26 protein-coding genes and 1 pseudogene are annotated in these 23434 nt (G+C 61.6%); 7 read left to right on the top strand and 20 right to left on the bottom strand.

The window, feature by feature from the left end:
• Window positions 1–89: 89 nt before the first annotated feature.
• The 5 genes from VJX68_RS02340 to VJX68_RS02320 form a co-directional block, all read right to left on the bottom strand.
• Window positions 90–680, bottom strand: a complete 591-nt coding sequence (locus VJX68_RS02340) for a DUF7948 domain-containing protein (protein ID WP_324094031.1) — start codon at window positions 678–680, stop codon at window positions 90–92.
• A gap of 14 nt (window positions 681–694) precedes the next feature.
• Window positions 695–1012: a hypothetical protein gene (locus VJX68_RS02335; protein ID WP_324094030.1), complete on the bottom strand. Its 318-nt coding sequence runs from the start codon at window positions 1010–1012 to the stop codon at window positions 695–697.
• Window positions 1013–1415: 403 nt separating this feature from the next.
• A complete protein-coding gene (locus VJX68_RS02330; RefSeq protein WP_324094029.1) occupies window positions 1416–4307 on the bottom strand; it encodes a choice-of-anchor D domain-containing protein in 2892 nt (963 codons plus the stop codon).
• Window positions 4308–4572: 265 nt separating this feature from the next.
• On the bottom strand, window positions 4573–5193 hold the full coding sequence (locus VJX68_RS02325) for a YceI family protein (protein WP_324094028.1): 621 nt from the start codon (window positions 5191–5193) through the stop codon (window positions 4573–4575).
• Between the two features lie 117 nt (window positions 5194–5310).
• The gene (locus tag VJX68_RS02320) at window positions 5311–5853 is read right to left on the bottom strand and encodes a hypothetical protein (protein ID WP_324094027.1); all 543 of its coding nucleotides are present in this window, start codon (window positions 5851–5853) and stop codon (window positions 5311–5313) included.
• A gap of 37 nt (window positions 5854–5890) precedes the next feature.
• Here VJX68_RS02320 and VJX68_RS02315 point away from each other — a divergent pair, with 37 nt between their 5' ends.
• The gene (locus tag VJX68_RS02315) at window positions 5891–6130 is read left to right on the top strand and encodes a hypothetical protein (protein WP_324094026.1); all 240 of its coding nucleotides are present in this window, start codon (window positions 5891–5893) and stop codon (window positions 6128–6130) included.
• On the opposite strand, the gene VJX68_RS02310 is transcribed toward VJX68_RS02315, so the two are convergent.
• The 3 genes from VJX68_RS02310 to VJX68_RS02300 form a co-directional block, all read right to left on the bottom strand.
• Window positions 6127–7935 carry a hypothetical protein gene (locus tag VJX68_RS02310; RefSeq protein WP_324094025.1) on the bottom strand — a complete coding sequence of 603 codons (1809 nt, stop codon included), beginning with the start codon at window positions 7933–7935 and terminating at the stop codon, window positions 6127–6129. The two genes, VJX68_RS02315 and VJX68_RS02310, sit on opposite strands and share 4 nt — an antisense overlap.
• 131 nt (window positions 7936–8066) lie before the next feature.
• Window positions 8067–8579, bottom strand: a complete 513-nt coding sequence (locus VJX68_RS02305) for a YybH family protein (protein WP_324094024.1) — start codon at window positions 8577–8579, stop codon at window positions 8067–8069.
• Window positions 8576–10021, bottom strand: coding sequence for an FAD-binding oxidoreductase (locus VJX68_RS02300; RefSeq protein WP_324094023.1), 1446 nt, complete (start codon window positions 10019–10021; stop codon window positions 8576–8578). The genes VJX68_RS02305 and VJX68_RS02300 overlap by 4 nt, the downstream gene beginning before the upstream one ends.
• Before the next feature lie 258 nt (window positions 10022–10279).
• Here VJX68_RS02300 and VJX68_RS02295 point away from each other — a divergent pair, with 258 nt between their 5' ends.
• From VJX68_RS02295 to VJX68_RS02285, 3 genes are all read left to right on the top strand, one after another.
• Complete coding sequence (locus VJX68_RS02295) at window positions 10280–10945, top strand: hypothetical protein (protein WP_324094022.1); 666 nt, start codon at window positions 10280–10282, stop codon at window positions 10943–10945.
• A 67-nt stretch (window positions 10946–11012) separates the two neighbouring features.
• A complete protein-coding gene (locus tag VJX68_RS02290; RefSeq protein ID WP_324094021.1) occupies window positions 11013–11528 on the top strand; it encodes a hypothetical protein in 516 nt (171 codons plus the stop codon).
• 54 nt (window positions 11529–11582) lie between these two features.
• On the top strand, window positions 11583–12389 hold the full coding sequence (locus VJX68_RS02285; protein WP_324094020.1) for a class I SAM-dependent methyltransferase: 807 nt from the start codon (window positions 11583–11585) through the stop codon (window positions 12387–12389).
• Window positions 12390–12551: 162 nt separating this feature from the next.
• Here the strand turns inward: VJX68_RS02285 and VJX68_RS02280 are convergent, their stop codons facing one another.
• Window positions 12552–13931 carry a DUF935 domain-containing protein gene (locus VJX68_RS02280; protein ID WP_324094019.1) on the bottom strand — a complete coding sequence of 460 codons (1380 nt, stop codon included), beginning with the start codon at window positions 13929–13931 and terminating at the stop codon, window positions 12552–12554.
• A gap of 172 nt (window positions 13932–14103) precedes the next feature.
• Complete coding sequence (locus VJX68_RS02275; protein ID WP_324094018.1) at window positions 14104–15627, bottom strand: hypothetical protein; 1524 nt, start codon at window positions 15625–15627, stop codon at window positions 14104–14106.
• Between the two features lie 206 nt (window positions 15628–15833).
• Between VJX68_RS02275 and VJX68_RS02270 the strand changes: the two genes are divergently transcribed.
• Window positions 15834–16193: an endonuclease domain-containing protein gene (locus VJX68_RS02270; RefSeq protein WP_324094017.1), complete on the top strand. Its 360-nt coding sequence runs from the start codon at window positions 15834–15836 to the stop codon at window positions 16191–16193.
• Between the two features lie 286 nt (window positions 16194–16479).
• On the opposite strand, the gene VJX68_RS02265 is transcribed toward VJX68_RS02270, so the two are convergent.
• The 10 genes from VJX68_RS02265 to VJX68_RS02220 all read right to left on the bottom strand — a co-directional run bounded on the left by VJX68_RS02265 (window position 16480) and on the right by VJX68_RS02220 (window position 20808).
• Window positions 16480–17001 carry a phage protein Gp27 family protein gene (locus VJX68_RS02265; protein WP_324094016.1) on the bottom strand — a complete coding sequence of 174 codons (522 nt, stop codon included), beginning with the start codon at window positions 16999–17001 and terminating at the stop codon, window positions 16480–16482.
• Window positions 17002–17105: 104 nt separating this feature from the next.
• Entirely contained in the window at window positions 17106–17420 is a 315-nt protein-coding gene (locus VJX68_RS02260) for a hypothetical protein (RefSeq protein WP_324094015.1), read from the bottom strand.
• On the bottom strand, window positions 17404–17547 hold the full coding sequence (locus VJX68_RS02255) for a hypothetical protein (RefSeq protein ID WP_324094014.1): 144 nt from the start codon (window positions 17545–17547) through the stop codon (window positions 17404–17406). The genes VJX68_RS02260 and VJX68_RS02255 overlap by 17 nt, the downstream gene beginning before the upstream one ends.
• 340 nt (window positions 17548–17887) lie before the next feature.
• The gene (locus VJX68_RS02250; RefSeq protein WP_324094013.1) at window positions 17888–18319 is read right to left on the bottom strand and encodes a hypothetical protein; all 432 of its coding nucleotides are present in this window, start codon (window positions 18317–18319) and stop codon (window positions 17888–17890) included.
• Window positions 18320–18323: 4 nt separating this feature from the next.
• Window positions 18324–18599 carry a hypothetical protein gene (locus VJX68_RS02245; protein ID WP_324094012.1) on the bottom strand — a complete coding sequence of 92 codons (276 nt, stop codon included), beginning with the start codon at window positions 18597–18599 and terminating at the stop codon, window positions 18324–18326.
• Between the two features lie 334 nt (window positions 18600–18933).
• Window positions 18934–19260, bottom strand: a complete 327-nt coding sequence (locus tag VJX68_RS02240) for a hypothetical protein (RefSeq protein WP_324094011.1) — start codon at window positions 19258–19260, stop codon at window positions 18934–18936.
• Window positions 19247–19585 carry a hypothetical protein gene (locus VJX68_RS02235; RefSeq protein WP_324094010.1) on the bottom strand — a complete coding sequence of 113 codons (339 nt, stop codon included), beginning with the start codon at window positions 19583–19585 and terminating at the stop codon, window positions 19247–19249. Before VJX68_RS02235 ends, VJX68_RS02240 begins: the two co-directional genes overlap by 14 nt.
• Entirely contained in the window at window positions 19539–19802 is a 264-nt protein-coding gene (locus VJX68_RS02230) for a hypothetical protein (protein ID WP_324094009.1), read from the bottom strand. Before VJX68_RS02230 ends, VJX68_RS02235 begins: the two co-directional genes overlap by 47 nt.
• Window positions 19803–19820: 18 nt before the next feature.
• Window positions 19821–20336 carry a glycosyl hydrolase 108 family protein gene (locus tag VJX68_RS02225; RefSeq protein WP_324094008.1) on the bottom strand — a complete coding sequence of 172 codons (516 nt, stop codon included), beginning with the start codon at window positions 20334–20336 and terminating at the stop codon, window positions 19821–19823.
• Complete coding sequence (locus VJX68_RS02220) at window positions 20311–20808, bottom strand: helix-turn-helix domain-containing protein (RefSeq protein WP_324094007.1); 498 nt, start codon at window positions 20806–20808, stop codon at window positions 20311–20313. Before VJX68_RS02220 ends, VJX68_RS02225 begins: the two co-directional genes overlap by 26 nt.
• A 533-nt stretch (window positions 20809–21341) precedes the next feature.
• Between VJX68_RS02220 and VJX68_RS02215 the strand changes: the two genes are divergently transcribed.
• Both VJX68_RS02215 and VJX68_RS02210 read left to right on the top strand, forming a co-directional pair.
• Window positions 21342–22004: an XRE family transcriptional regulator gene (locus tag VJX68_RS02215; protein WP_324094006.1), complete on the top strand. Its 663-nt coding sequence runs from the start codon at window positions 21342–21344 to the stop codon at window positions 22002–22004.
• Window positions 22005–22087: 83 nt separating this feature from the next.
• Window positions 22088–23434, top strand: a pseudogene (locus tag VJX68_RS02210) (acyl-CoA carboxylase subunit beta); the annotation flags it as partial.

Below are 23434 nucleotides of genomic sequence, written 5' to 3'. Positions count from 1 at the left end.
ATTCACAACCGGACCGAACTGCTCGAGGTTCACCGGCCCGGTTTGCTGTGCATGTCCTCCGAAATAGGTCGAATAAACGATGGTCGGAACTACCGCCGGATCGATATACAACGTCTTGTTGCGGTCGTAGTCAGCCACCTTAACCCCACTTCTCGGGTTGGGACACCAGCCACCGCGGTGCCGTCTTTAGCAAGTTGGAAGCTGCCTTCAATCGGGGTCCGGCTGCCGTCGGCATTCTGCTGATAGTTCTGCGGCTTGGAGATCCTTATCGTGCCGGAGAGGGTCGCAATCAAAAGGTCGCCTGCAGCGGTCTGGGTGGTTTTAGCCGGACCCTCGATCGCAAACTTTATCTTCGACGTGTCCGCGCCCGGCGCCGCCACCAGATCGTATTCGAGGGCCTCGGGCGTGCCGTAATAGACAACATCGACGCCCGGGTAAACATCGTGAAATCGCACGCGGCCGAAGGTCGGAATGTCGCGATGCCAGTTCTTTTCCGCGCCAATCAGGTAGTTCACGCGCCCCGGTAGTGGCTCCAGTCCTTCGACTTGCGGATGCGGATTCGCACCAACCAGGCGCACTCGCACCGCCGACTCGGTAAGCTTCGTTTCGCTATCGCTCTTGCCTATGATTCCCGCCGGCAGCGGGCTCTTGTGCATCTCGCCGCCGATCAAGGCGAACACCGCGGCGTCGTCGGTCAGGAACAGCGAGTACCGTCCGCTGGCGCGAGATAGCGCACGTTCGGATCGACCTGCCCGCGATTGACCTCGAAATAGAGCGGCAGCCCGGCAATCTTGTTCAGCGCTTCCTTGCGGAGTTCCTCCGGATTCTGCGATCCCGCCGACGCCGGGATGATTCGGCCGGCAACTTCGGAGTTTGGCGAACCCACTATCGCCCCACCGATTCGCGATCCGAACGTCAGGACGACTAACGCCAATATCGCGACCGCGCCAATCGATGCCGTGGCGATCGTAAAGCGCGCGCGCGACGAAACGCCGAAACTAGCAAGAGCCATGATCTCCCTCCTGTGAAGCCCGCCCAGCGCAGACTTAAAACTTTCGGCCCACGGTAATGGTTGCCGCGGGCACAAAGTTCTAAGATTGCGACTTAGTACCATTACACCCGTCTAAAGACAAGGAAATTGACTAACAACGATCTAAAACCACGCTTTCAAAGCACCGAGTTCGTAACGGCGTCAAACAAGCATCATTCAGCGCAAGATTGCGTCGAAGGATGCCGAATCCGAACTCTCGATCCTGACCTCTCCTCGGACAAGGATGAGGTTAGGACGAAGTCCCGCATCTTCTCTTTTCACTGGGTGCAGGGCTTGTCCTGAGCGAAGCCGAAGGAGGTCACCCCTGCCCGAGGAAGTGTGAAACCCAGGCGGGTTTCGCATTAGATTAAGTTCCCCTGCCTCCTCACTTGCCAATCCCACTCATCTTCACCTTGACCGTGCGATGCTTCGGGTCGCTGCTCGTGATTTCGAGCACTCCGCGCGCCGTCCCCTTCACGGTCGGTGCGAACTCGATCGTTACCCTCGTCGAGCCATGCGGACTGACCGTGAATTCTCCCCCGCTCACTACGAACGGCGCGCCCTGCGTCGGCACCGATGCCGCCAGCGTCACGGTGCCCGCGTTCCCGATCTGCAGCATGCGCGACCCCGAATGGCTCCCGATGGCAACCTTGCCGAACTTAATCGACTTCGGCATCAGCTTGAGTTTGCCGCCCATCGCCGGCGTCGGCGTCGGTGTAGCCGACGGCGTCGAAGTTGCCGTCGCCGTTGCCGTTGACGACGCGGTTGCCGTCGCCGATGCGGTCGCAGTTACCGTCGCGGTCACGGTCGCGGTCGGGGTAGCAGATACAGTCGCGGTCGCGGTCGGCGTCGGCGTCGCGAGTATCCCGTCATAGACCATCGACCGGTTATTGCCCGCGTCCGCGACGTAGAGATCGACGTTCGCATCGAGCGCCACCGCGGCCGGCGCGCACAAGCTGTCCGCGCCAAGTCCGAGCAGGTCGCCCGGCGCGATACCACGATCGCATCCCGAAGTCGTGAAGTTGCTGGCACCGCCCTGCCCCAGCGCCATCGCCGCCGCGATGTCCGCGCCGAACGGCGCATCGTACTCGAGCACGCGATCGTTGTTCGTGTCTGCCACCCACAGGTCACCGAACAGATCGAGCATCAAGCCCGCCGGTGCGCACAACGTTGACGCGTCCGGCGCCATCGCACCGCGATTGCATCCCGACGCCGTGAAGTCGCCCGCCTGCCCGAACACCCGCGTCGCATTCTGCGTGCCTTCGAGCGGCGAGTCGATTTCGATCACCCGGTCATTGCCCGAGTCGGCCACGAACAGGTCCCCCGACGCGTCGAGCGCGACGCCGCCCGGATTGCACATCGCGTGCGCGCTCGGCGACGGATCCCCACTCACGCCGTCGGCGCATAGCGTGTCGGAGAAATCGGATACCGCGCCTTGTCCGTAGGATCGATTCGCAATCGCATCCGATGCGACCGGCGGATTGCCCGCCTTTGCGAATTCGAGCATTCGATTGTTTCCCGTGTCCGCTATATAGATGTTGCCAGCGCCGTCGAGCGCCACCGCCGCGGGATTGCTCAACGTGATCGCACTCGCGCCGTTGAGGTTGGAGCTCCTGGTGGTGAACGATCCGCCCTGCCCATAAACGAAATCCGCCGACGTATCGCCCGCGCCCGGCTCGCCGCTGGCCGCGTCGAACGGCGTGTTGTACACCAGCACGCGATTGTTGCCCGAATCCGCCATGTACAGATTCCCCCTCTGATCGACCGCCATCCGCGCCGGCCCGCAGAGGCTGTCCGCTCCGAGTCCGGCCACGTCGCCCGCCGCTGCGCCGTTGTTGCACTTGTACGAGAAGAGGTCGGGCTGCCCGAACGCGATGTCCGCCGGCTGCGCGGCAAACGAAGACATGTCTCTCCAACCGAGCACGCGATTGTTCACGGTATCGGCGACATATAGATGACGCTGCGGCGGGTCCGTCGTCGCGTCCACCGCGATTCCGCCCGCTGAATGCTCGCCGATCGCATCCACGTAGTTCGGCCCATTATGCGCCCGATCGATCTGTCCGCCTGCGCCGTTGGCGACCTTGTTTCCGGGCGAGCCGCCCTCGTTGAACTCGAGCACGCGGTTGTTGGCCTGGTCGGCGACGTAAAGATTGTTGACCGCGTCGATCGCCAGGCCCATCGGGAATTGCAGCGACGCCGCGTTCGGATTATCCGCCCCCGGCCCGATCTCGAGGTTGAGCAGGTCCGACCTCATCAGCGGCACCGGCTGCGTGTACTCATACACCTGGTTATGCGACTCCGATGAAACGTAAAAATTTCCGTTCGAGTCGGCCGCGACTCCCGACGGCCGCGCGAGGTTGTTGCCCTCGAAAACCAGGTCGGCCGAGACATTGTTGGCCTGCCCGTAGCCGAACGGCCCGTTGTACTCTAGCGCCCGATTGTTATTCGTGTCGGCGACGTAGAGATTGTCGGCGCTATCGACGGCGATCCCAACCCCGAAGAACGGCGTCATGCACAAGGTCGTGAGCGCCGCGCCGCCGCCCTGGTTGCACGCACCGCTTAAGAGGTCCGGCTGTCCGACCGCCACGTCGGCAGTCGCGTCGCCGAAATTCCCCGGTGTTCCCTTCACCCTCGTCATCGGAAGGGGCGAGAAAAAAACCAGCGCGCGATTATTATTCACGTCGGCGACGTACAGGTTCCCGCTGGCATCGAGCGCCACGCCCTGCGGACTGTCGAGACTGTCGGCGCTCAGCCCGCCGGCATTCGGCATGTTCGTGACAAAGCTCCCCGCCTGTCCGAACACGTCGGCAGCCGCAAAGTCACTCGCTTGATCCGAGCTCAGAAGGGCCGCGAACGGATCCGCGAATACCAACACTCGATTGTTCTGCGTGTCGCCGACGTGAACGTTGTGCGCCAGGTCAACCGCGACTCCGATCGGCTGGCACAGGCTGGTCGCGCTCGGCGCCGGTGCATTCTGATTGCATCCCGACGAATTGAAATCCGGCTGTCCTATAACGAGGTCCGCCGCGCCGCCCGACGCGAACGCCGGCGCGCTCTTCCATCCCAGCACCCGATTGTTCTGCGAGTCCGCGACGATCACGTGGCCGCTGGCTTTGTCGATCGTCACGTCAGCCGGCGCGTTCATGCCGATCGCGTCGACAAAGTTCACCTGGTTATTGGTGAAATTGATTTGTCCGAGCACGCGGTCCGCACTCACCGCGCCGACACCCGCGCGCACCACCGCCATCAGAATCGACGCCGCGATAAGTGCCGCCAAAACGATCCCGCCAGTCCGCAAACCAGGGCGCACGTGCTCTCCTTCGCCCACCTGAGACAGCGACTTCCGATCGTGCGTGGTCGTGCAGAGACAAACCGGACGGCGGAGTCAGGTTGCGTGTTAACTACTAGTCAAGCAGAGCATAGCCCGAAGTGAGTGCTCGCCCGAACGCGATCGAAGTTCCTCAAAGCACACATCCGTTCGATCGCATCAGCACCCGCCTCGTCGGCTTGCACGCGATTCGATCCCAGATTGCCTGGGTTGGCTACTGCTTCAGGACGACTGGGGGGCCGCTGGTTCGCTTCGCCTTGAGGGCGACGTTTACCTCGACGCGGTTGGCGATTTTGATGAAGGGGATGCCGCTGTTCATCCCGTAGTCCTTGCGGTCGAAATATAGTGTCCCTTTAATCAAGCCCGAGCCGGTCCCCTTGCCGGACACCGCAAGTGTCAGCTTCTCAGACCTTGTAACTCCGCGAATCGTAAAGTCGCCGTCTACTTCAAAAGTGTCAGGACCGGTCTGCACAATTTTGGTTGATTTAAATGTGATCAACGGATTCCGGACTACATCGAAGAAGTCGGGGCCCTTCAGCTTGCCGTTCTTCAAGCTGCTCCCAGTATCGACGGTGGCAGCCTGAATCCCGACGTCCAAGACCCCTGTCGCCACGTCCGGAGATGTGAAGGTCAGGGTCGCCTTCCATTTGTCGAAAGTGCCCTTGATCGCCACCGACGCTTCCACATCGAATTTGATCGAGCTGTCCAATGGCGTGATCGCAAAGACAGGAACCTCTTGGGCGAGGCTTGCTGAGGAGATCAACACGGAAGCCAGGATACAGATGACAGCTAATCGCATGGCGGCCAGTGTTTGCGTTCCCAGCTTTGTTGTCAACGTCTAACGCTTCTAGCGCCCCGGAATGAGCTTGCTAAAACAAGAACGCGCCCCGCCGGGAGGAGACGGGGCGCGTCGGTCGTCAGGACCGTGAGCAATCGCGAGTCCTAACGGAGGTTACCGGTAGAAATTGTAGCCGTAGGGTACTCCGCCACAGGCGCGCTCCGCCTTACGCAGTTGCGGCAGCAGGTCGGCGGCCGCAGCCGGATGACCGGTATTGCGGTCCTGCTCGTACACAGTACGAAGATGCCGCGCCCATCCGCACGCTCCGCCGGCATACCCGCGTGGCATCACATAGATAGGAGCCTCGACAGCGTACGGGCCATCGTAGTCGCGGTCGCGATCGCCATAGTTGCGGTAATCGCGGTCTCCGTCATGCTTCCATCGATCGGCGTCGTGGTCGCGATCGACCCGCACGTCACGATGCTCCGTCACCACCGGCCCTGTATTGAAGCTCCGGGCATCGCGCTGATCGCGGGACTCTTTGCGAGTCGCAATCGCCGGCGCGGCGGTGCGTGCCGGAGCATTGTCATGCGATTGCACTTGCGCCTGATGCGAGTCGTACTTGCCGCTATCGCGATCCTGGGCAGCCGCAGTGATCGGCGCCGCAAGCATCGCAAGCCCAATCAACCCCGTCATTAGATTTCTGCTGAATTTCATAGTCATTCACCTCTACCTGATAGGTAGAGCATCAAAGGTGCCAATCGCCGCGATGGGGAAAAAAGCCTGCAAAGCCTTCGGTCTTCGCGATAGAGACGGCCCAAACAATCGGAAATCAACAACCCGGAAAATTTGCAATGAACGAATCCGGTCAACGAATATCCAAAAATGGCAACGGAGAGAACAACTTAACGCGCGTTCAGGTTTTGCGCGCGGCAGAACCTTGATGAAACGTAAAGATAGCCTGACCTTGATCGAAGGTATCGACGGGTACTAGTCGTTACTCATTAGTCCCGTGACGCCCGCGACAAAGATCGCGCTCAGCAGCCATCCTGCTATTACCTGCATCCAAAGGTAGTAGCGCAGAACGGCGCCGCACAGTTTGAGGCGCCGATTCATGACCACGGCTTCGCCATGAGCGTTGGCGTCGGGCCACCAGTAATGTTCCTGATGCAAGTTCACGAACGGCAGAAATACATCCAGCGAATAGAGCAGCAGATGCAATTTCTCGTACGCAACCGGCTCCGACGCTGGCGGAGCGTCCGGCCACGTCGCGCGCATCACGCCCGCCCGCGCCCCGAGCGTGACCATCAGCCAGCCCGTCAGGATCACAGCCAGCGACCACAGGACGGTGCGCATCGGCTTGTGGCCATAGCCGACTGTTATCCTGAGGAACCTCGCCCAGGCCCGCCCGAGCCAGCTCGCGTTGCGAAAGCGCGCGTCCTGCTGCGCGACCAGCACTTCGATCGCGCCCGCATCATCACCATTCTCACGCAGCACTTTGGCAAGTTGACGATACGGCTGCGGATGATACCCATCCTGCAGTCCGAGCCATCTAAGGCGGCTTCGCGCGTCTCGCGGCGAGCTAGTCCCAAATGGGGCAAATCCGAAGGAATCGTAGGTAAGGTTGTCGATCGCCAGCTTTCCAGGCTGCGGCCAGCTTCGCTCGTCATCGACTATCGCACCCAAGTTCGCTCCTGACAGATCAAGCATCGCGCCGTTTGCCAAGATTACGTCCTGCCATAGAAAGGCCTTATGAACCGAGATGCCATTCGCATTCAGGCCGTGTGCTTCATCGGCCTTTCCGCCAAAAGTTGCCTGTGCCACAGCTAAGTATTCCGCCTTCGCCCCCCAGAGGTTCACCATTCCGTCAGATTCGAAACGCCCGCTCGGCCCGTACGGGTGAGGTGTCATGACGATGGCTCCGCCCACGTTGGTTTCTACCAGGGTCAGCGCCGACTTATTGGGATTGATGAACCGTGCGTCCATGCAGTTGAAATCAGCGCCAATCGAAGCTTCCGGCATCTCGAAATCGCCGTCGGACTCGAAGCCGCAACACGCGTTGACGTCCAACCTCACTTGAGCGGCGGCTGCAAAAACGGCCATTCTCAGCTTCCTGAAGATCTGCGGCGCCTTATCCGAGTAATGAAAGTGGCCGCCGTCGAAGTCGAGTGCCCCATCGATTTTAGCGCCGTAGAGATCGACCAAACCCGAGGCGTCAAACGTCCCGTCAGTAAGGTCGCTGAAGGCTTCGTCATTCGCGAAGCTCAGTTCTCCATGAACGCTCAGGTCAGGCGCAAATACTTCACCGATGTAGCTGCCGTTGAGGTTGAGATAGGGAATCTCGCTTGACGCGAGTTCTATGCGATCAGGGATCGCGCATCTTACGCACTTAATCCCAAACGGAATACGCAAGCGGGAAAGCCGCAGAGAGCCTATGATCCGTGCACCGAGGATATGAATGCGGTCAGGGTCTACTCGCGCGCCTGCGGCGTCGTCGGTTGCAAGCCAACGAATTAAATCCGCGCGGATGTCGCGATCGTGCGGCCACACAGCCGCATTCTTCGGATCGTTGCTCGGATCCAGCGGCGCGGCGCTGGTGCCCGCAATCGCAAACTCGCCGCGCCCGATATTGCTCTCGTCGGCCAACTCGAGCAGCGCGCGCTCGGCGCGCGTGAGCGTATGGAATCTCGCCAGCGCGAGCCCGACCAGCGGCACATCGGGCACCTGCGCAGGCCTTTCCGCACTGCGCGTTACCGAAGCGTCGCACAGCAGAAATACCAATCCGACGGCGAGCGGCACTGCGCGCCACTGTCGAGTTCCGCCGATCGAATTGAACCCCCGCGTCCGAATCCTAGAAAGTGATCGCGCTTAGCACAACGGCTCGCTCGGATTTATTCAGCAAGCGCGTTTATTTCGGCGCCGATTCCGAACTACGGCTTTGCCGTGAAGACTGCCTTGCCCGTGGCTTCCTCGAAGGGTGCCGAATAGTGTGCGTGAAAGATGCGCCATTGGCCGCCTGCTCGCTTCCAGCATTGAGTCACCCTGTAGTCGTACTCGAACTTGTGGCCGTCCTTGTAAACATTGGTCCAATGAGCAATGCCGGCCTCAACAGCGATGCCGTCGTCCACCATGATCTTCGCAGGCCTGATCCAGTGGAATTCCTGGCTCCGCACGGTGGACCTCGATCCTTCCAGCGCTTTCCGCCAGGCATCGATACCGGTGTACTCAAACGGGACCTCGTCGTCGAAGACGATCAGGCTCTCATCCTGCACGTAGAGAGACGATAGCTCGTCCGGTTTTCCGGAGTTGACCGCTTCTTGTTCTCGCCCTTCAAGACTCCGCAACTGGGCGGTGTCGTCTGCAGACGCATCCGCGTCCGGCTTGATTCTGGCGGCGAGCAGAAGGAAGACGGCCACTCCAGCTATCATCATCAGAGTCTTCATTGGGCACCTAAAACCGTCGGTCTGATGTTCTGATTCATGCGAAAGAAGTTGGTCGGGTCATACTTGTTCTTGAGTTGCACGAGTCGATCGTAGTTGGCGCCAAAGGCGGCGCGCGCCATGCCTGGATCTCCAAGGCTGTTGACGTAAACACCCGTGGACGACGCTTCCAGTGCTTTGCGCCGCTGATCTACCCACGCCGCCGCAGCGTCGCGTTCTGCCGCGCTTCGCCACGACCCAACTAAATCTATGTTGAAACCAGGCGTCCGCAGCGGAAACGCGCTGTCGCCGCGCTCGACTCCCCTGCCAAGCTGAAACATCTCCAAGCTGTACCGCGATGGCGCCCCGCTGATTGCATCGCACAGCGTCTCGATGTCGCGGTCGGCAAGGTGAGAAATGAAGGCGCCGCTCTCGAAGTACGGCATGCTTGAATCATCACTGTCGATCAGGCCCCGATCTGCGGGGACTACACGGATATCGTCCGAGACAGGTTTGGCAAAAGAACGGAGCGGCTTGATCGCCCGCTCACCCTGAGCCGGATCGCCGCACCAGCAAATCGTTATGAATATCTGATCGGCGGGTCCCGGCACGCCATAACTGATGCCTAACGTGAGTTCCTCGGGTGCGACGGCTATGAACTCGCTGCAAAACCGAAGCACCTCGCGACATCGGGAAACGGGATAGACAATCGAGCCTTTCATCACGCGAGCGAGTGGAATCGTCCGCAGGCCGAACCTGGTTACGACGCCGAAATTTCCGCTTCCGCCGCGAATCGCCCAGAACAAATCGGGGTTCACGTTTGAGGTAGCGCGCAGAACGCGCCCGTCCGCGGTAACCACCTCTGCAGCCAGCACGTTGTCGCATGCCATGCCGTATTTGCTGCAAATCCAGCCTTCGCCACCGCCGGCTGTCAGGCCGCCAACGCCGACGGTCGGGCAGGAGCCGGACACTGCTACCAGCCCATGTTTGCCAAGCGCGCTGTAGAGCTGGCCGACGTGAACGCCAGCCTGCACCGACGCGAGCCCGCGAGCATGGTCGACATCGATAGCGTCCATCGCGCCGAGATCGATCACGAGGCCGCCATCGCAGCTGGAAAATCCGGCGGGGTCATGGCCGCCGGATCGGATCGCAACGACGAGATCATTCTTACGCGCGAACTCGACGCATCGGACTACGTCATCGGTAGCCGCGCATCGTGCGATCATCGCAGGATGCTTGTCGTGGCGAGTGTTCCACAGCGTGCGCGCGGATTCGTACTCGCTGTCGCCTGGCAGGACCAGCCGGCCTTTTAGGCTGGCGCCGAATTTTCTGGATGCCGCCGGATCGATGCTCGCCGCAAGAACGCGGGACGCAACCAGGAATACCCGTCCCGCGGAGGCCGCGAGCACGGCCCCTGCGACTGCGCTCTTCTTCACGAACTTCCGCCGCGTGATCGGCTCTCTCATTTTTCCGCTCCCCCACAGTCGCGACTTCCTGCTACCTCCGGCCCACACCGAGACTCGGCTCCGAATCCTAGGAAGTGGTCACGGTTAGCACAACCGCTCGTGACTTTCGCCCACGAGGTTGCTCCCTTTCCCATGCACACGCTGTGGTATGAGAGGTGCAGTGATCGGCAGCCCCTGCTTTGTAACCTCCCCACCAAGCCTGCTAATCTTCACCCCGAAAATCGCCTAACCATCGGTACCGGAAAGGAGACCGCGACCATGACCACCAAAGAGCGTATCGGGTTCGTGACCGTCACTCTCGCCGCCGCGTTCGTCGGAGGCGCCGTGTCCGGCCATATCTTCGCCGCCCGCACCGTCGACGCCGCTGCCGCCGCGCCCAGGATGATTACCGCGCAGAAGTTCATGCTGGTCGACAGCCGCGGCAAGACCCGTGGCGAGTTCAACGTGACCAAGAAAGGCGTCGCGCAAATCGCCGTCTTCGACGGCAGCGGCACCTTGCGCGCCGGCCTTGGCGTCGGTTCCGAAGGCGCGCCCGCGCTCGGCATCTACGGCATCGACGGCAAGCCGCGCATCGAAGTCGGACTCACCCGCAGTGTCGCCCGCGTCGTGCTGTTCGACCAGAGCGCGAAACCGCAAGCCACCCTCGGCGTCGCTCCCGACGGCCAGTCCGGTATTGGCCTGATGGACAAGGCCGGCAATCCGCGCGCCTCGATCATCGTGGCAACCGACGGCACTCCCACCTTGCGCCTCGGCGACGAGAACCGCGGACGCATCGGCATGGATCTGACCCCCGACGGCCGTCCCGGCCTTGCACTGATCGGCACCGACGGCAAGACGCGCGCCTCGCTCACCCTTAACACCGACGGCGCCGGCGCACTGACCTTGTTCGACGCCAGCGGCAGCCCGGTCAACTCCGTCCCCTGATTGACTCTTCACGGGGCGGCCCGCAACGGCCGCCCCTTTTTTCTATCCGCATCGCCACCGTGTAAAAGTGAAAAAGGAACCGATGCCGCAACGCCCGACAACTTCTGCCGTCCTCATCTTCCTGATCGCCGCGTTGTCGGCCGCGCTCTCCGGATGCGGCGCCAGCTCGCTCTCTCAATCGCTCGAGCCGCAGCCACCGACAGCCCAGCAGAAGGCCGAGCAGCTCGAGCCGATGCTCTCCGCGGCCGGCTTCCGGATGCTTCCCGCCGACACTCCGCAGCGCCAGCAGCAACTGGCGTCGCTGGTTCCGCTCGACGTCAATTACTACGTCGGCAAGACCGGCAACCTGCACTACTACATGGCCGATCCGGACTACTGTAAATGCATGTACATCGGCACCGAGGAAAATTATCAGCAGTACGAGAAGTTGAAACTCAATCAACAGTTCGAGTCAAAGGAAGGCGAGATTTCCCGCCAGAACCTCGAAGCCCAGCAGATGGAGGACATGGACATGCAGGAAGAAATGTTCAATCCATACGGCATGGGCCTCGTCGGTCCGATGGGTCCCGCGATGTACTGGTGACACCCACCGCCGTGCCAGATTGGTCTCGCAGCTTGCTTCAAGTTTTCTGAAAAAATGAACTTTGATGCTTTCCTCGAGCGATGCCGTGCGCAATGGCCCGAGTTTGCCGACGCGCGCCGCCTCGCCCGCTCGACCCATCCCACCGATCGCTCGCTCTCGCATATACTCGCCGAAATTCCCGGGATGGCCACCGAGAACAAACTGCGGCTCCTCAATTGCGCCGTCGCCTCGCTCGAGGCGGGCGAAGTTTACGTCGAAGTGGGATGCTACAAAGGTGCGAGCCTGGTCGGCGCCGCGACCGCCAACCCGCAGGCGCGCATCTTCGCATGCGACAATTTCTCGCAGTTCGACGGCGCCGCCGACGCGCTCCGCCGCACCCTCGACGCGCACACCGCGCCCGGCCAGGTCACATTCCACGACATGGACTTCCGCGCTTTCCTCGCCGCCGCGCCATGGCGCCCCGCGCGCATCGGCGCCTACTTCTACGACGGCGGCCACTCCTTTCACGATCAGTACGACGGCGTAACCCTCGCCATCCCGCATCTCGCCGACGACGCGGTAGTCATAATCGACGACACCAACAAACGCGCCGCCCGCGCCGCCAACAACCTGGTCGCGCGCGCTTTGCAAAGCTTCAAACTGATTCTGGATTTGCGCACCCCCCGCAATCACTCACCAACCTGGTGGAACGGCATCCAGGTCTTCCGCTACCAACGCCACCCCGCAGACTCCGCAATCAAATTCCCAACCCGCGGTTTCTCGATCAGAAAATTTGTGTACGACGACATCTTCCTGGAGATGAAGCACCGCCGCCGAGCCCGCCGCAAAATCAAAAAGGATCGCCTGCACACAAACACTTGAACCCCCCTCCCAGTAAGCAGATGGCGACTAAGTCGCCAACTGCGGGCAGGATCCCCCCAACAAGTTCTAACAGGGGCGAAGCCCCGCATCTTTCCTAATACCGGGTGCAGGGGTCACCCCTGCCGAAGGAAGCGTGAAACCCACCGCGGGTTTCACATTCAATTAAATTCCCCCGTTGCTCTCTCGCGCGCCCATAGCCTCCAATACCGCCTCGCCCTCGCCCGCCTCCGCGATCCCCAACTTATCGAGTATCGTTTTCTGCCCGACTCTCAGCCCTCGATCCGCCAGCATCGCTACGATCTCCGCGAACACTTTCGCATCACTGTCGTCGGGCAGCGCCAACTCGATCTTCGGATACCGCACTTGCGGCCCCATGTTCAGCTCGACGATCGGACGCACCAGGTCGCGCGCGAGCGTCGCCGCCAATCTCTTCGAATCGGCATTGAGGATGTCCCGGCGGACCCCCTCATGCACTTGCGCGGCAGCTCGCGAGCCTCCCGATCTGGGCATCTCAGTAGTCAATGTCTGCCCGAGCACTGCCTTACTCACTTGCGCGTCTAAGTATTCGCAAACGTTCTGATACAATTCGGAACTGCCATTCTGATGCGCCTCGGTAAACTCTATTATCATCGACTCCGGCATAATCGCCGCCGCGTCAGTGCCTATTCGCGATACTGCAGTGAGTAATGCCTGCTTGTCCTGTTCCGAGGCCCCCGGATGGTATTTGCCGACTCTCAATGGCTGCCCGAATACCTCAGTGAACGTTACCCAGTCCTTTAGTACGTAGTTCTTGAACAGGTATGCCCATCCTGCCGCCCGCGCCAACCCGCCTCGTATCGCCAGCCCGGCTTTCGCCTTCGCAAAATGAGTCACGAACTTGTACGGCGCCAACGGCGCCGTCATCGGCTGTATTCCGATTCCCGGACTCTTCGACGAGTACAGGCCGCTGCCCCCGAAATGGGTCGGGAGTCGCGTCTGCGCGTCGCTCTCGACCGGGATTATTTCGCCCTTCAGCGTGCGCACCAGGATCTCCTCGCCGGAGATCCAGTCGAACGCGAACCAGCGCGGGTCGCGCCACTTCAACTGCGCGGGAAACCATTCTCTCCCAGAGGTATTCCACATTATCTCAGTCGCCGAAAATCCCTTGCCGAGCACATCGAGCACGTCGAACAGCACGCTGTCGAGCTGTATCGGTCCGTCGATGAGCATCTCGCTCACCATCGCCGCCGCGCGCTGATCCTCGGACGAGCTCGACGCCGCCCGCACTACTACGTCCAATTGCGCAACCGCATTCTTGCGAGTCCCGAGCACCGCAAGATAATGGAGGTCCTTTTCCTCGACCTCCTCGGCCAGCTCGAGAGACAAATACGGATCTCCAAACTCCGCCTGCTGGAGGATTGCCGTCAATCGCTCGGGCGTGAGTCCGATCGCTGGGTGCATCACGGAATATATATTTCGCACTCCGGTCATGGTCGGCGCCGCCTGTTCTTCGCGCAACATCCCGGTATCAACTTCGCGCCCGTACACATCATAGAGTGTCATAGTTGCTCTCCGGACGATTAGTCAGTTGCATGTTCTGTCGAAGCGGCCTCGCCAATCTTCAACAACCATTCGCTCCCGCATCGATGGCACGCTTGCGGAAGGCGGATGAGCGCGAGAATAAACTCGTACCCGCACTCCTCGCATTTCCATCTCCAGTAGCTATTCATCGTTGCTAGAATCCGCGCGCGCGCCCGCCAACCAGATCCTCTTCCACCGGCGGGGCGCCGAATGAAGCGCCGCGGCCCGCAACGCTCTCTCTTTTCCCCGATGCGCGCGCCGGGGTGTATGCGATTTGCCCGGCGTCGGCGCGTGACGCGAAGAACGCCAGCGCCGCCGCCATCGCGGAGTCACCATGCCGTCCTTTGCCGTCGCTGCCCGCACGTCTTTCCGAAATCTTTGCGACACCCTGCTCGAGCACGATCGCGCGATGGTCCGCGACCACGTCGGCGTCCTTTGGAATCTCGATGGTGCCGTCCTCGAACGCCGCCTTGTAGCGCGGCATATTTTCGCGGTACCACGCCTCCGACAGCATCACCTGCACGATCCGTCCGCCGTAGCGCTGCGCCGCGGTCTCCGCCAGGTACTGTGCGTTGCCGCGCGCGTCCATCGCGCCGGTGGTGAATCGGGGCAGGTGGTCCGCGACATAGAACAGCACCTGCTCCTGGTTTCGAAACGGTATATTGCGCAGCTCGACGACGAACGGCGTCCGCCGCGTCAGGTTGGGCGCGATTTGCAGCGGCCAGATTACAGTGAGGTCTCCTGAGCGGCCGAAGTCTTCGCCGAAGAAGCTCGCGCGGGCCGGATCGAGCGCCGCGAGCGCCGGCGCGATATTGTCTTCGCACCACGCCTGGGTTTCCGAGTAACGCTCCGCTTCCGGTCGCCCTGAAAATTCCGCCGGCATTTCCCAACGCAGGATCGGGATTCCGGCTTTCATCCGCCCCTCGATCAACACCGAGCTCAGGTACGCGCCCGAGGACGCGCGCGGGATACAGAACAATTCTTCGCCGACATTATCGGCGTAGTAATCGATAATCTGCTGGCGCCACTCGCGCTGCTTCTCCTCGCTCCACTCCGTTTCGCTCTGTTCGCAGATTGTTTTGTACAGTCCGTCGGCCAGTGCCTCGTCGAAAGTAGTACGATGAAGTGAGTATGGCCTCCGCCCGGCCCGAATCTCACTGATTAGTTCATTGAAGGGATTGTTGGCGCCGTTGTGAGTACTGATTATCCGCACCAGGCCGCCCCACATCGTGAACGCGAGGGCCGCCTTCAGAAGTCCGGCCAGGTCTTCATGAAACGCGGCTTCGTCGATCACCGCGCACCCATCTTTGCCGCGCAGATTCGACGGCCGCGACGACAGGGCCACGATTTTGTGCCCCGACGCGAACCGTATTCTGTATGCCAGGATGTCGCTGCGCTCGTCCTCGAGCACTATCTCCTCGATTGTCTCGGCCGCGCGGTTGAAGCGGCGCGCCCATCGCGCGGCCGCCTCGATGAATTCGAGCGCCATGTCCTTGTTGTAACCGATGTACCAACCGTCGATTCCGGCGCGCCCGGTTGTGCCGGCCCCAAGCGCGCGGTCGGCGGCCTCGGTCCAGGTGATACCGATGCGGCGCGATTTCTCGCTGACCTTGACCTGCGATTGATCGGCGAGCCATCGGCGTTGGTAGGGAAGTAGTATTGAGAGAGGTTCGTTCATTAGCTAGTTGCTACGAGGTCGAAAGGAGGAAGGACAGAATCCTGAGTCGCGCGCGGAATAGCGCGCTGGATAAGGACCCTCACCTTCATCCTCTCCCTAACAGGGAGATGAGACAGAAGGACTCTCGCGTTTGCAGCGAGAGGAGACGGTAACGGATGCCGCCGCCCGCGCGCTTGTGTTTCTTCGGGGGATGACAAACAGTCGAGATGATGCGGCCGATTGTGTCGTCCCAGGAGAATGCGCGGCGGTTGCGTCGCGAACAGACCGACGCTGAACGAATCCTGTGGCAGCATCTGCGAAGCCGTCAGATGCGCGACGCCAAGTTTCGCCGTCAGTTCCCGATTGGGCCTTACTTCGCTGACTTCTGCTCGCCTGAAAGGCGGGTCATCGTCGAACTCGATGGCGCGCAGCATCTTGAGCGATCTGGTGAAGATGAAGCCCGCACCTCGTTTCTCAATTCGGAGGGATATCGCGTGCTTCGATTCTGGAACAGCCAGGTGCTTGAGAGTGTGGAGGAAGTGCTTTGCGCGATCGATGAGTTTCTTCGAGGTGCGAAGAGAGGATGAGGAAAGGCAGAATCGCGACTCGCGCGCGGAAGATGCGCGCTGCATTCGGACCCTCACCTTCATCCTCTCCCTAACAGGGAGAGGAGACAGAAGGATCGTCTCGCTTTCAGGGAGAGGAGGTATTTGGTCGGGGGCACAAGCCCTCAACGCGAAGTCTCGATCAGCGCCGCAATTTCCGTTTCCTCTCCCTGTTAGGGAGAGGATGAAGGTGAGGGTCCTTGTGTAGCGCGCTTTTTTCAGCGCGCGGATCAAGATTCTTTCTTTCTGCCCAAAGCCCCTCATCCCACTAAATCTCCATCAACACCGCTTTGATCTGCTGCGCCGCATCCTTGCTCAACCCCTTCGCCCGCGCCTCCTCGACTTTCTTCTCTGCCTCCGCCACTCCTGCGCGCGTGTGTTCGACCAACTTGCGATGCTCGGTCTCGGCCTTCACTAGTCCCGACGCACAACGTGCGAGCGCTGCGACGTTGACTGCTGCGACGGTTGGAGCGAGGGTGCGCTTCTTGCGGCTGGTCTCTTTTTCGTTGGCGACGACCAGGATTTCGAAGAGGCGAGTTTGCACCAACCGCATCAGCGCAGTTTGCATCTGCTCGTCGTCATTCTCGAATTGTTTGCAAACTTCTCGCGCCTGCGCGGTCGCCAGGCGAACGGAGTCGAGCTGGCGCTCAAACTTGTGCCGGTAATCGTCGATGCAGCGGTTCGAGATCTCGAACCCGTTGTCTCCCAGCCATTTTTTCAATTCTACCGAGGTATGGACTTTGCCAGAGTTGAGCAGCTTGTCGAGCCGCTGCTTTAAATCTTTGGGCATCCACTTGATCTTCCACGTCCTGGCTGGGAGCGACCTGAAAGGCACCCTTTTCGGCTCGCCGTCCGACGCGCCAGCTTTGGGCCTCTTTTTCCTCATCGCGGCGCTCACCAGTATTTGCGCGGGCGCGCGACGCCGGCGGGTGAGGGGAAGTTGTACTCGACGACATCGACGCCACTGGCGGTGAGTTTCGCGAACCAGGTCTCGCCGCCCTCGCCTTCGAGTTCGAGCAAGCCCAGGTCGCGCAGGTAGGCGAGTTCGCGGCGGACGGTGTTGAGCGACAGCGAGAGCTTGATATCGGCGAGCACGCGCCAGATTATCTGCTCGGAGACCGCTATCGGACGTCCGGCGTCGACCACGCGCAGCATCCGCCAGCGCGCTTCCTCGCGATTCTTTTGTTCGAGATCAATTGCGTCCGGCATACAGCCTTTCCTTTACCTCTGCGATTTGCTCGCGCACTTCTTGGCGCATCGCGTCCAGCTTGGCGTCGAGCGTGCCGCTGAACATGATCCAGTCTTCCCGGCGCACGTACTCGAGCGGCAGGTTCACAGCGCAAGTCGGTAAGCTGCCTTTCGAGATCGTCGACGCGGCCGGAGTCGCGCTGACGATGTTCGTCGCGGCGCTTGAGCAGCCATTGAATCGTGCTGGCGTTCACCGCCATGAATGCGACGAAAGCGGCGGTCCATCCTGCGGCGTTGCCCCATTCCATCTCTTTAGTATTGAGCGCGCTGCGTTGTCGCGCTCACCTCGCTGTTTGCTGTCAGGAACATACCTAACCCCCGGCCTGCGGCGCGGAACCCAACCCCTGACCGCTTCCCTCGAGGGAAGCGGAGCAATCGCGCGCGACAACGGAGCGCGGCCTTGGTACTGAAAAGAGGAGCTTGTTCTTTCATCGCACCGTCAGCGCTCTCGTGCCGATTCCGGCGCGGTACAATTCGATGCCCGACGCGACCATCTGGCGGATCGTGCTGACCGCGATCTGCGAGGCGTCCAAACCTTCGGCATCGATGCCCGCCTGGGCCATCGATTGAATGTCCATCCAGGCCGCGTCGGATTGCAGACTGTCGTCCGGATGCTCGGTCGCGTAAATCGCGACCGCGATTCCGATCTTGTTCTTGATCGTCGCGAACATCGCGGCGGTGACCGCCGGCATCGCGCGCGCGACATTTGCGGCGACTGCGACTTCGACGTCCGAGTTCGGCGCCGACGTGACCAGTCCGGACGGCAGCGACTTGAACAGCGCAGCGACCTCCGGCGCCATCGCGTCCGCGATGATCGGCGCAAACTTCTCGACGATAGCCAGTGCCGCCGCGCTGCTCATCCGCTTAGCTCTTGGCCGAGGTCGCCGCGGCGCCCGACGGGGCAGCCACGGGTGCGGGCGCGACACCGGTCGGGCAATTACCGAGCGTCACGGTCTGCGGCACGATGAGTTGGTTGCTCGAGTTGGTATAGCCGTACACCTGGCACGAGAACTGATTGGTCTCGGTCTGATAAGTGGTGCTGATCGACAGCGGCAGCGCGGGAGTCTTGCCCTCGCAATAGAGCACGAGGGAGGCGTAATCAACCTGGGCCTGCGCGTTGCAGAAATTCGTGGCCTCCATGCTGAGCGCGGCGCGCGTTGAGGCACGATCGTGTTCTTGCCGCTGATGATCTGTTTCGCCGTCGGCTGCATCAGGCCGCCGCCCTGCTGAGCGCATCCGGCGAGAGCGAAGGCGAGGACGCAGAGCAGCACAGCGGCAGAATCCTGAATCGCGCGCAAAAAGATTGCGCGCTGTAATCGGACCCTCACCTTCATCCTCTCCCTGACAGGGAGAGGGGAAAGAAGGAACCTAACCCCTAACCCCTTCCCCTGGTGGAAGGGGGACCGGACGGACGGAGGGAGTGGAGAAAGACCGTTTCGGATTTTCAAACTCATATTCGCCTCTTCGTTTTTGTCTAGGGCGTGTACGTCACATGGCTCGCGGCGGTGCTGAGCGGGGTCGAGAGCTGGCTCAGTCCCGTGTCGACGGGCGTCTCGATTTCCATCGTCACCACGCCGGCGTCGTCGCAGCGGGCGATCGCGCGATGCGGCGGGAAGAGCAGCGGGACCGGGCTGGTCGAAACGTCGAGCGCCATCGCGGTGCCCGGCGCCAGCTCGCCCGGCAGCGGCGCGCGGCCGGTGGCGCATTCGAGCGTGAACATCTGCTCGTGCACCTGCGCGCATCCCCCGCACGTCAGTGCGAGCAGCAGCGAGAATGCGAAAAATTCTTTATTGAGAAACACGTTTCACCGCGCGGTCGTAGGCGTCGCGGCAGTAGTCGCGATCGTCGTGGAGAATTTTGAACCGCAGTTGGCGCACAGCCTCCTGCTCGCGCGTGAAGCACGCGGCCAGCCCCGACCCGGGCGGACACGGCGCTTGCTCCGCATCCGGCAACTGCGGCGGTGGATCCAGGGGCGCGAGCGCGATTGTCGGCCGCGCGGCCTGAAATTGCTCTGACGAAGATGCCGGCGGCGCGTCGAGATGCGGCGCGTAGGTCGGCGCGCATCCAGCGGCGAGCAGGCTAGTTGCCGCGATCAGCATCAACCGGAACTTTGCTTTTTCGTACATCTGCCTTTGCGTCCTCGACGTCGGTCTCGGATTGATCGGAGATCGAGAGCGGCGTGTCGGCGACGACTCGCCCGTAGACGGCGAGCCCGCCGGTCCCAATCGCCAGCATCGCTTCGGTCGAAACGTGGCCGGTCGTGAAGATTATGGAGAGGCCGGTAAGGATCGAGCCGAGTCCGCCCCAGAAACCTTTGCTCTTCCAGAAAGCTTTTTTTGTCACCTGAGAAACCTCTCGACGCTATGCATACGCGCGGAGCAGCCAGCCCTTGATAAAATCGGGGCCGCCCTTCTGCTTCGCTGCGACCAGCCGGTAATGGCAGGCAGCCTCGGAGCGGAGCGCAGCCATCAGCGCGGCCGGGTCGGCGCGCGCGGCCTCGAGCGCGGTGGCCGCGCCGAGCACGCCGTCTTCCGTGACGGGCCGGCCGCATGCGCGCAGCGCGCGCTGCAGACATTCGATCGCGTGGCCGGCGCCGATGTTGACGGCGAGATCGAAGGTCTTGGCGGCGGCCGCGGCGGGCAGTTGCGCAAATCCGAAACGCAGCCACCATTCGCGCCAATAAATTTTCACCGCCGCGTCGCGCGTGAGTGCGGCTATGTCCACTCCAGGATTAGAGCGCGCGGAAATTCCGAACCTGGTAACGCCGCCGGGGTCGGCCGCATTCGACGAATAGCCGCCCTCGTCGGCGAGCACGCGTTCGACGGCGATTAGAAATTCAGGGCTGTAGGCGTCAGGTGCGCTGGTTGATTGGTCCACGTTTCAATCGCTCGTCGAGCGGCGCGGACGTTGGCGGAAACTCGGCCGGCGTTCCGGGAGCGCGATTCAACGCAAGGACTTTGTACACGTAGCGCTCGGTGCATCGGAGCTGCTGCGCGATGCGCGAGATACTGACGTTGTCGGCGCGCATCGCGATGATTCGCACGCGCCGGCGCGCATGATCGCTGGTGACCGGAATCAGCAACCGGTCGCTACCGAACATGCGCGCCATCGCAAGCGCCGCGAGCAACCCAATCGAGCGCGCAATCAAATCTCCCGGTGCGGGGGTAATCGGGATATACAGGCGGCGACCGCCGAAGTCCGCGATCAGTTTGTCGGCGGCGTCGGCACCGATCGAATGAACGATCTGATCGTAAAGCGTGGTTCGCACGGCGGGCGCAAAGGGACTGAAGCGCGGCGCAGACGACGGAGCGCGGTCGAGCGCGGGCATCCGGCTGAGGACGGCGTTCATAAGCCGTAGGCGACGCGAAGATTGGAAGGAATCGAGCCGATGTTACGATCGCGATCGTAAACAAGGCGCCAACTGAGCTCGACGTTGTCGTGGGCGCAGTCTCGGCAGAGGCCGTGGTTGCGGACCACTTCGGCGTGGGTGGCAGCTTGGTGACACCAGAGACAAGCGACGACACGATTAGAAACGGTGGGACGAACGAGAGAGGTCGCGGGTTCCATAAATCCTCCGCGCGAGTTCGGTGGGTAAAGGACGGCGTGACGACGAAGAAAACGATCCGGACTGATCGGGCGGGACAGACGAATTGAAAAAAAATGTGATCGCGGCGGGCGCGGGGTCGCGAACTAAGGTAAAGATGTGTAGTCGGCAGGGTCGATCGGCGGTGAGCATTGGGGGATAAGCGGGCGCGGGCATGGCGCGGTGATCGCGAGGGAGCGAACGCGCGCGCGTGGGCGGGGGCTTCGGCTTGATTTGGGAGTGGTTTGCTTGTGGCAGGATCATGCTCTTTATGAATCTTATTTCACACTAGGAGATTTATGTCAACCACTATAGTTGACGCCGCATTTCGCTCCCGGCTGACACAGGTGATTCACTCGTTCGGTTCGGTGGTCTCGCTGGCGACGGCGGTCGGCGTGTCGGACAACGCAATCTACAAGTGGCTATCGGGGCGGGGGCAGCCGAGCGTCGCGAACCTGGTGGCGCTGGCGCGCGCGGGGCGCGTGTCGGTGGAATGGCTGGCGACGGGAGCCGAGGCGGCGCAGAGTGCGCAGGCAATCACGCGGTCGGTCGAGCACGGCGACTTTATCTTCATGCCGCGCAGTCGGATTCGATTCTCGAGCGGGCGCGAGGGGATACTGCGCAGCGAGCAAGTGGTGGATTCGATCGCGTTCCGCGCGGAGTGGGTCAAGCGGACGCTCAACGCGGAGCCGCGCGACCTGATCCTGATCGAGGTGGTGGGCGATTCGATGGCGCCGACGGTCAAGGATTCGGACTTGATCCTCGCCAATCTGGCGGAGCCGCGCTTTCGCCAGGACGGGATCTACCTGTTGCGGCATGACGGCGGGCTGGCGGTGAAGCGAATCCAGCGGCGGCCAGACGGGAAACTGCTGGTGCGCAGCGACAATCCGAAATACGAGGCGATGGTGGTACCGAATGTAAAAATCATCGGACGAGTGATCTGGATTGGCGGCCGCGTGTGATCGGCGTCAATTAGACTTGGCGTCGAGTTTTTCTCTTTTGGGGTTTCGGGACTATGCTTGCCGGCGTGGGGTCGCGAACTAAAGACCGCGAGATAGTGCGGGCCGATCTGGCGGAGGTGATCGAGCGGCATGAGGTCGGGCTCGATGCGGCGCGGCCCGATGCGGTTGCGCGGCGGCGCAAGACGGGGCAGCGGACGGCGCGCGAGAATATCGACGAGCTGTGCGATCCGGGCACGTTCGTCGAGTACGGGCCGATTGTCGTGGCGGCACAGCGGCGGCGGCGCACGATTGACGATCTGATCAAGAATACGCCGGCGGACGGGCTCGTGACCGGCCTAGCGACTGTCAATGGAAATTTGTTCGGCGCCGACAAGGCGCGATGCGTCGTCATGTCGTATGACTACACGGTGCTGGCCGGCACGCAGGGGCATCAGAACCATCGCAAGAAAGATCGGATGTTCCAGATCGCGCGTGAGCTGCGACTGCCGCTGATGCTGTTCGCCGAAGGCGGCGGCGGGCGGCCGGGCGATACGGACGGCGGCTTTCACAATTCGCGATCGTTCCATGATTTCCCGAAGCTGAGCGGGCTGGTGCCTCTCGTCGGCATCACGTCGGGCAGATGTTACGCGGGCAACGCGTCGCTGCTGGGATGTTGCGATGTGGTCATTGCGACGAAGGGATCGAATATCGGGATGGGCGGGCCGACGATGATCGAAGGCGGCGGACTCGGCATCTTTCGTCCCGAGGAAATCGGGCCGATGGAGGTGCAGTTGCCGAATGGGGTCGTCGATATCGCGGTTGAGGATGAGTCGGAGGCGGTGCAAGTCGCGCGGAAATATCTTTCGTACTTCCAGGGCTCGGTGAACGGGTGGACGTGCGCGGATCAGCGTCTGCTGCGCAACATTATTCCCGAGAACCGGCTTCGCGTGTACGACGTGCGGACGGTAATCGAGACGATGGCGGATGCAGGGTCGGTACTCGAGATTCGCCGCGACTTCGGGCTGACGATGATCGCGGCGTTCATCAGAATTGAGGGGCATCCGTTTGGAGTGGTCGCGAACAACCCCAAGCATCTGGCGGGGGCGATCGACAGCGACGGCGCCGACAAGGGCGCGCGGTTCATTCAGTTGTGCGACGCGTTTGACATTCCGATTTTGTTTTTGTGCGACACTCCCGGAATCATGGTGGGTCCGGAAATCGAGAAGACGGCGCTGGTGCGGCATTCGTCGCGGATGTTTCTGACGGCGGCGAACGCGACGGTGCCAATTTTCACGATCGTGCTGCGCAAGGCGTACGGCCTAGGAGGGATTGCGATGGCCGGCGGGAGTTACGACGCGCCGCTGTTCACGGTGGCGTGGCCGACGGGCGAGTTCGGGCCGATGGGACTCGAAGGCGCGGTGAAGCTCGGTTATCGCAACGAGCTTGCGGCG

It is taken from the genome of Binatus sp. (SeqCode), from assembly GCF_035272065.1.
Lineage (GTDB): Bacteria > Desulfobacterota > Binatia > Binatales > Binataceae > Binatus.
This window is presented reverse-complemented; position numbering and strand designations above follow the sequence as displayed.

What these genes read in the sequence shown, in the direction of transcription:
- VJX68_RS02300 (WP_324094023.1), bottom strand. Translation starts at nt 10,021, where the DNA reads ATGAGAGAGCCGATCACGCGGCGGAAGTTCGTGAAGAAGAGCGCAGTC.
- VJX68_RS02275 (WP_324094018.1), bottom strand. Translation starts at nt 15,627, where the DNA reads ATGAACGAACCTCTCTCAATACTACTTCCCTACCAACGCCGATGGCTC.
- VJX68_RS02285 (WP_324094020.1), top strand. Translation starts at nt 11,583, where the DNA reads ATGAACTTTGATGCTTTCCTCGAGCGATGCCGTGCGCAATGGCCCGAG.
- VJX68_RS02280 (WP_324094019.1), bottom strand. Translation starts at nt 13,931, where the DNA reads ATGACACTCTATGATGTGTACGGGCGCGAAGTTGATACCGGGATGTTG.
- VJX68_RS02260 (WP_324094015.1), bottom strand. Translation starts at nt 17,420, where the DNA reads ATGCCGGACGCAATTGATCTCGAACAAAAGAATCGCGAGGAAGCGCGC.
- VJX68_RS02245 (WP_324094012.1), bottom strand. Translation starts at nt 18,599, where the DNA reads ATGGAGGCCACGAATTTCTGCAACGCGCAGGCCCAGGTTGATTACGCC.
- VJX68_RS02320 (WP_324094027.1), bottom strand. Translation starts at nt 5,853, where the DNA reads ATGAAATTCAGCAGAAATCTAATGACGGGGTTGATTGGGCTTGCGATG.
- VJX68_RS02265 (WP_324094016.1), bottom strand. Translation starts at nt 17,001, where the DNA reads ATGCCCAAAGATTTAAAGCAGCGGCTCGACAAGCTGCTCAACTCTGGC.
- VJX68_RS02215 (WP_324094006.1), top strand. Translation starts at nt 21,342, where the DNA reads ATGTCAACCACTATAGTTGACGCCGCATTTCGCTCCCGGCTGACACAG.
- VJX68_RS02250 (WP_324094013.1), bottom strand. Translation starts at nt 18,319, where the DNA reads ATGAGCAGCGCGGCGGCACTGGCTATCGTCGAGAAGTTTGCGCCGATC.
- VJX68_RS02305 (WP_324094024.1), bottom strand. Translation starts at nt 8,579, where the DNA reads ATGAAGACTCTGATGATGATAGCTGGAGTGGCCGTCTTCCTTCTGCTC.
- VJX68_RS02235 (WP_324094010.1), bottom strand. Translation starts at nt 19,585, where the DNA reads ATGTACGAAAAAGCAAAGTTCCGGTTGATGCTGATCGCGGCAACTAGC.
- VJX68_RS02220 (WP_324094007.1), bottom strand. Translation starts at nt 20,808, where the DNA reads ATGAACGCCGTCCTCAGCCGGATGCCCGCGCTCGACCGCGCTCCGTCG.
- VJX68_RS02270 (WP_324094017.1), top strand. Translation starts at nt 15,834, where the DNA reads ATGATGCGGCCGATTGTGTCGTCCCAGGAGAATGCGCGGCGGTTGCGT.
- VJX68_RS02295 (WP_324094022.1), top strand. Translation starts at nt 10,280, where the DNA reads ATGACCACCAAAGAGCGTATCGGGTTCGTGACCGTCACTCTCGCCGCC.
- VJX68_RS02335 (WP_324094030.1), bottom strand. Translation starts at nt 1,012, where the DNA reads ATGGCTCTTGCTAGTTTCGGCGTTTCGTCGCGCGCGCGCTTTACGATC.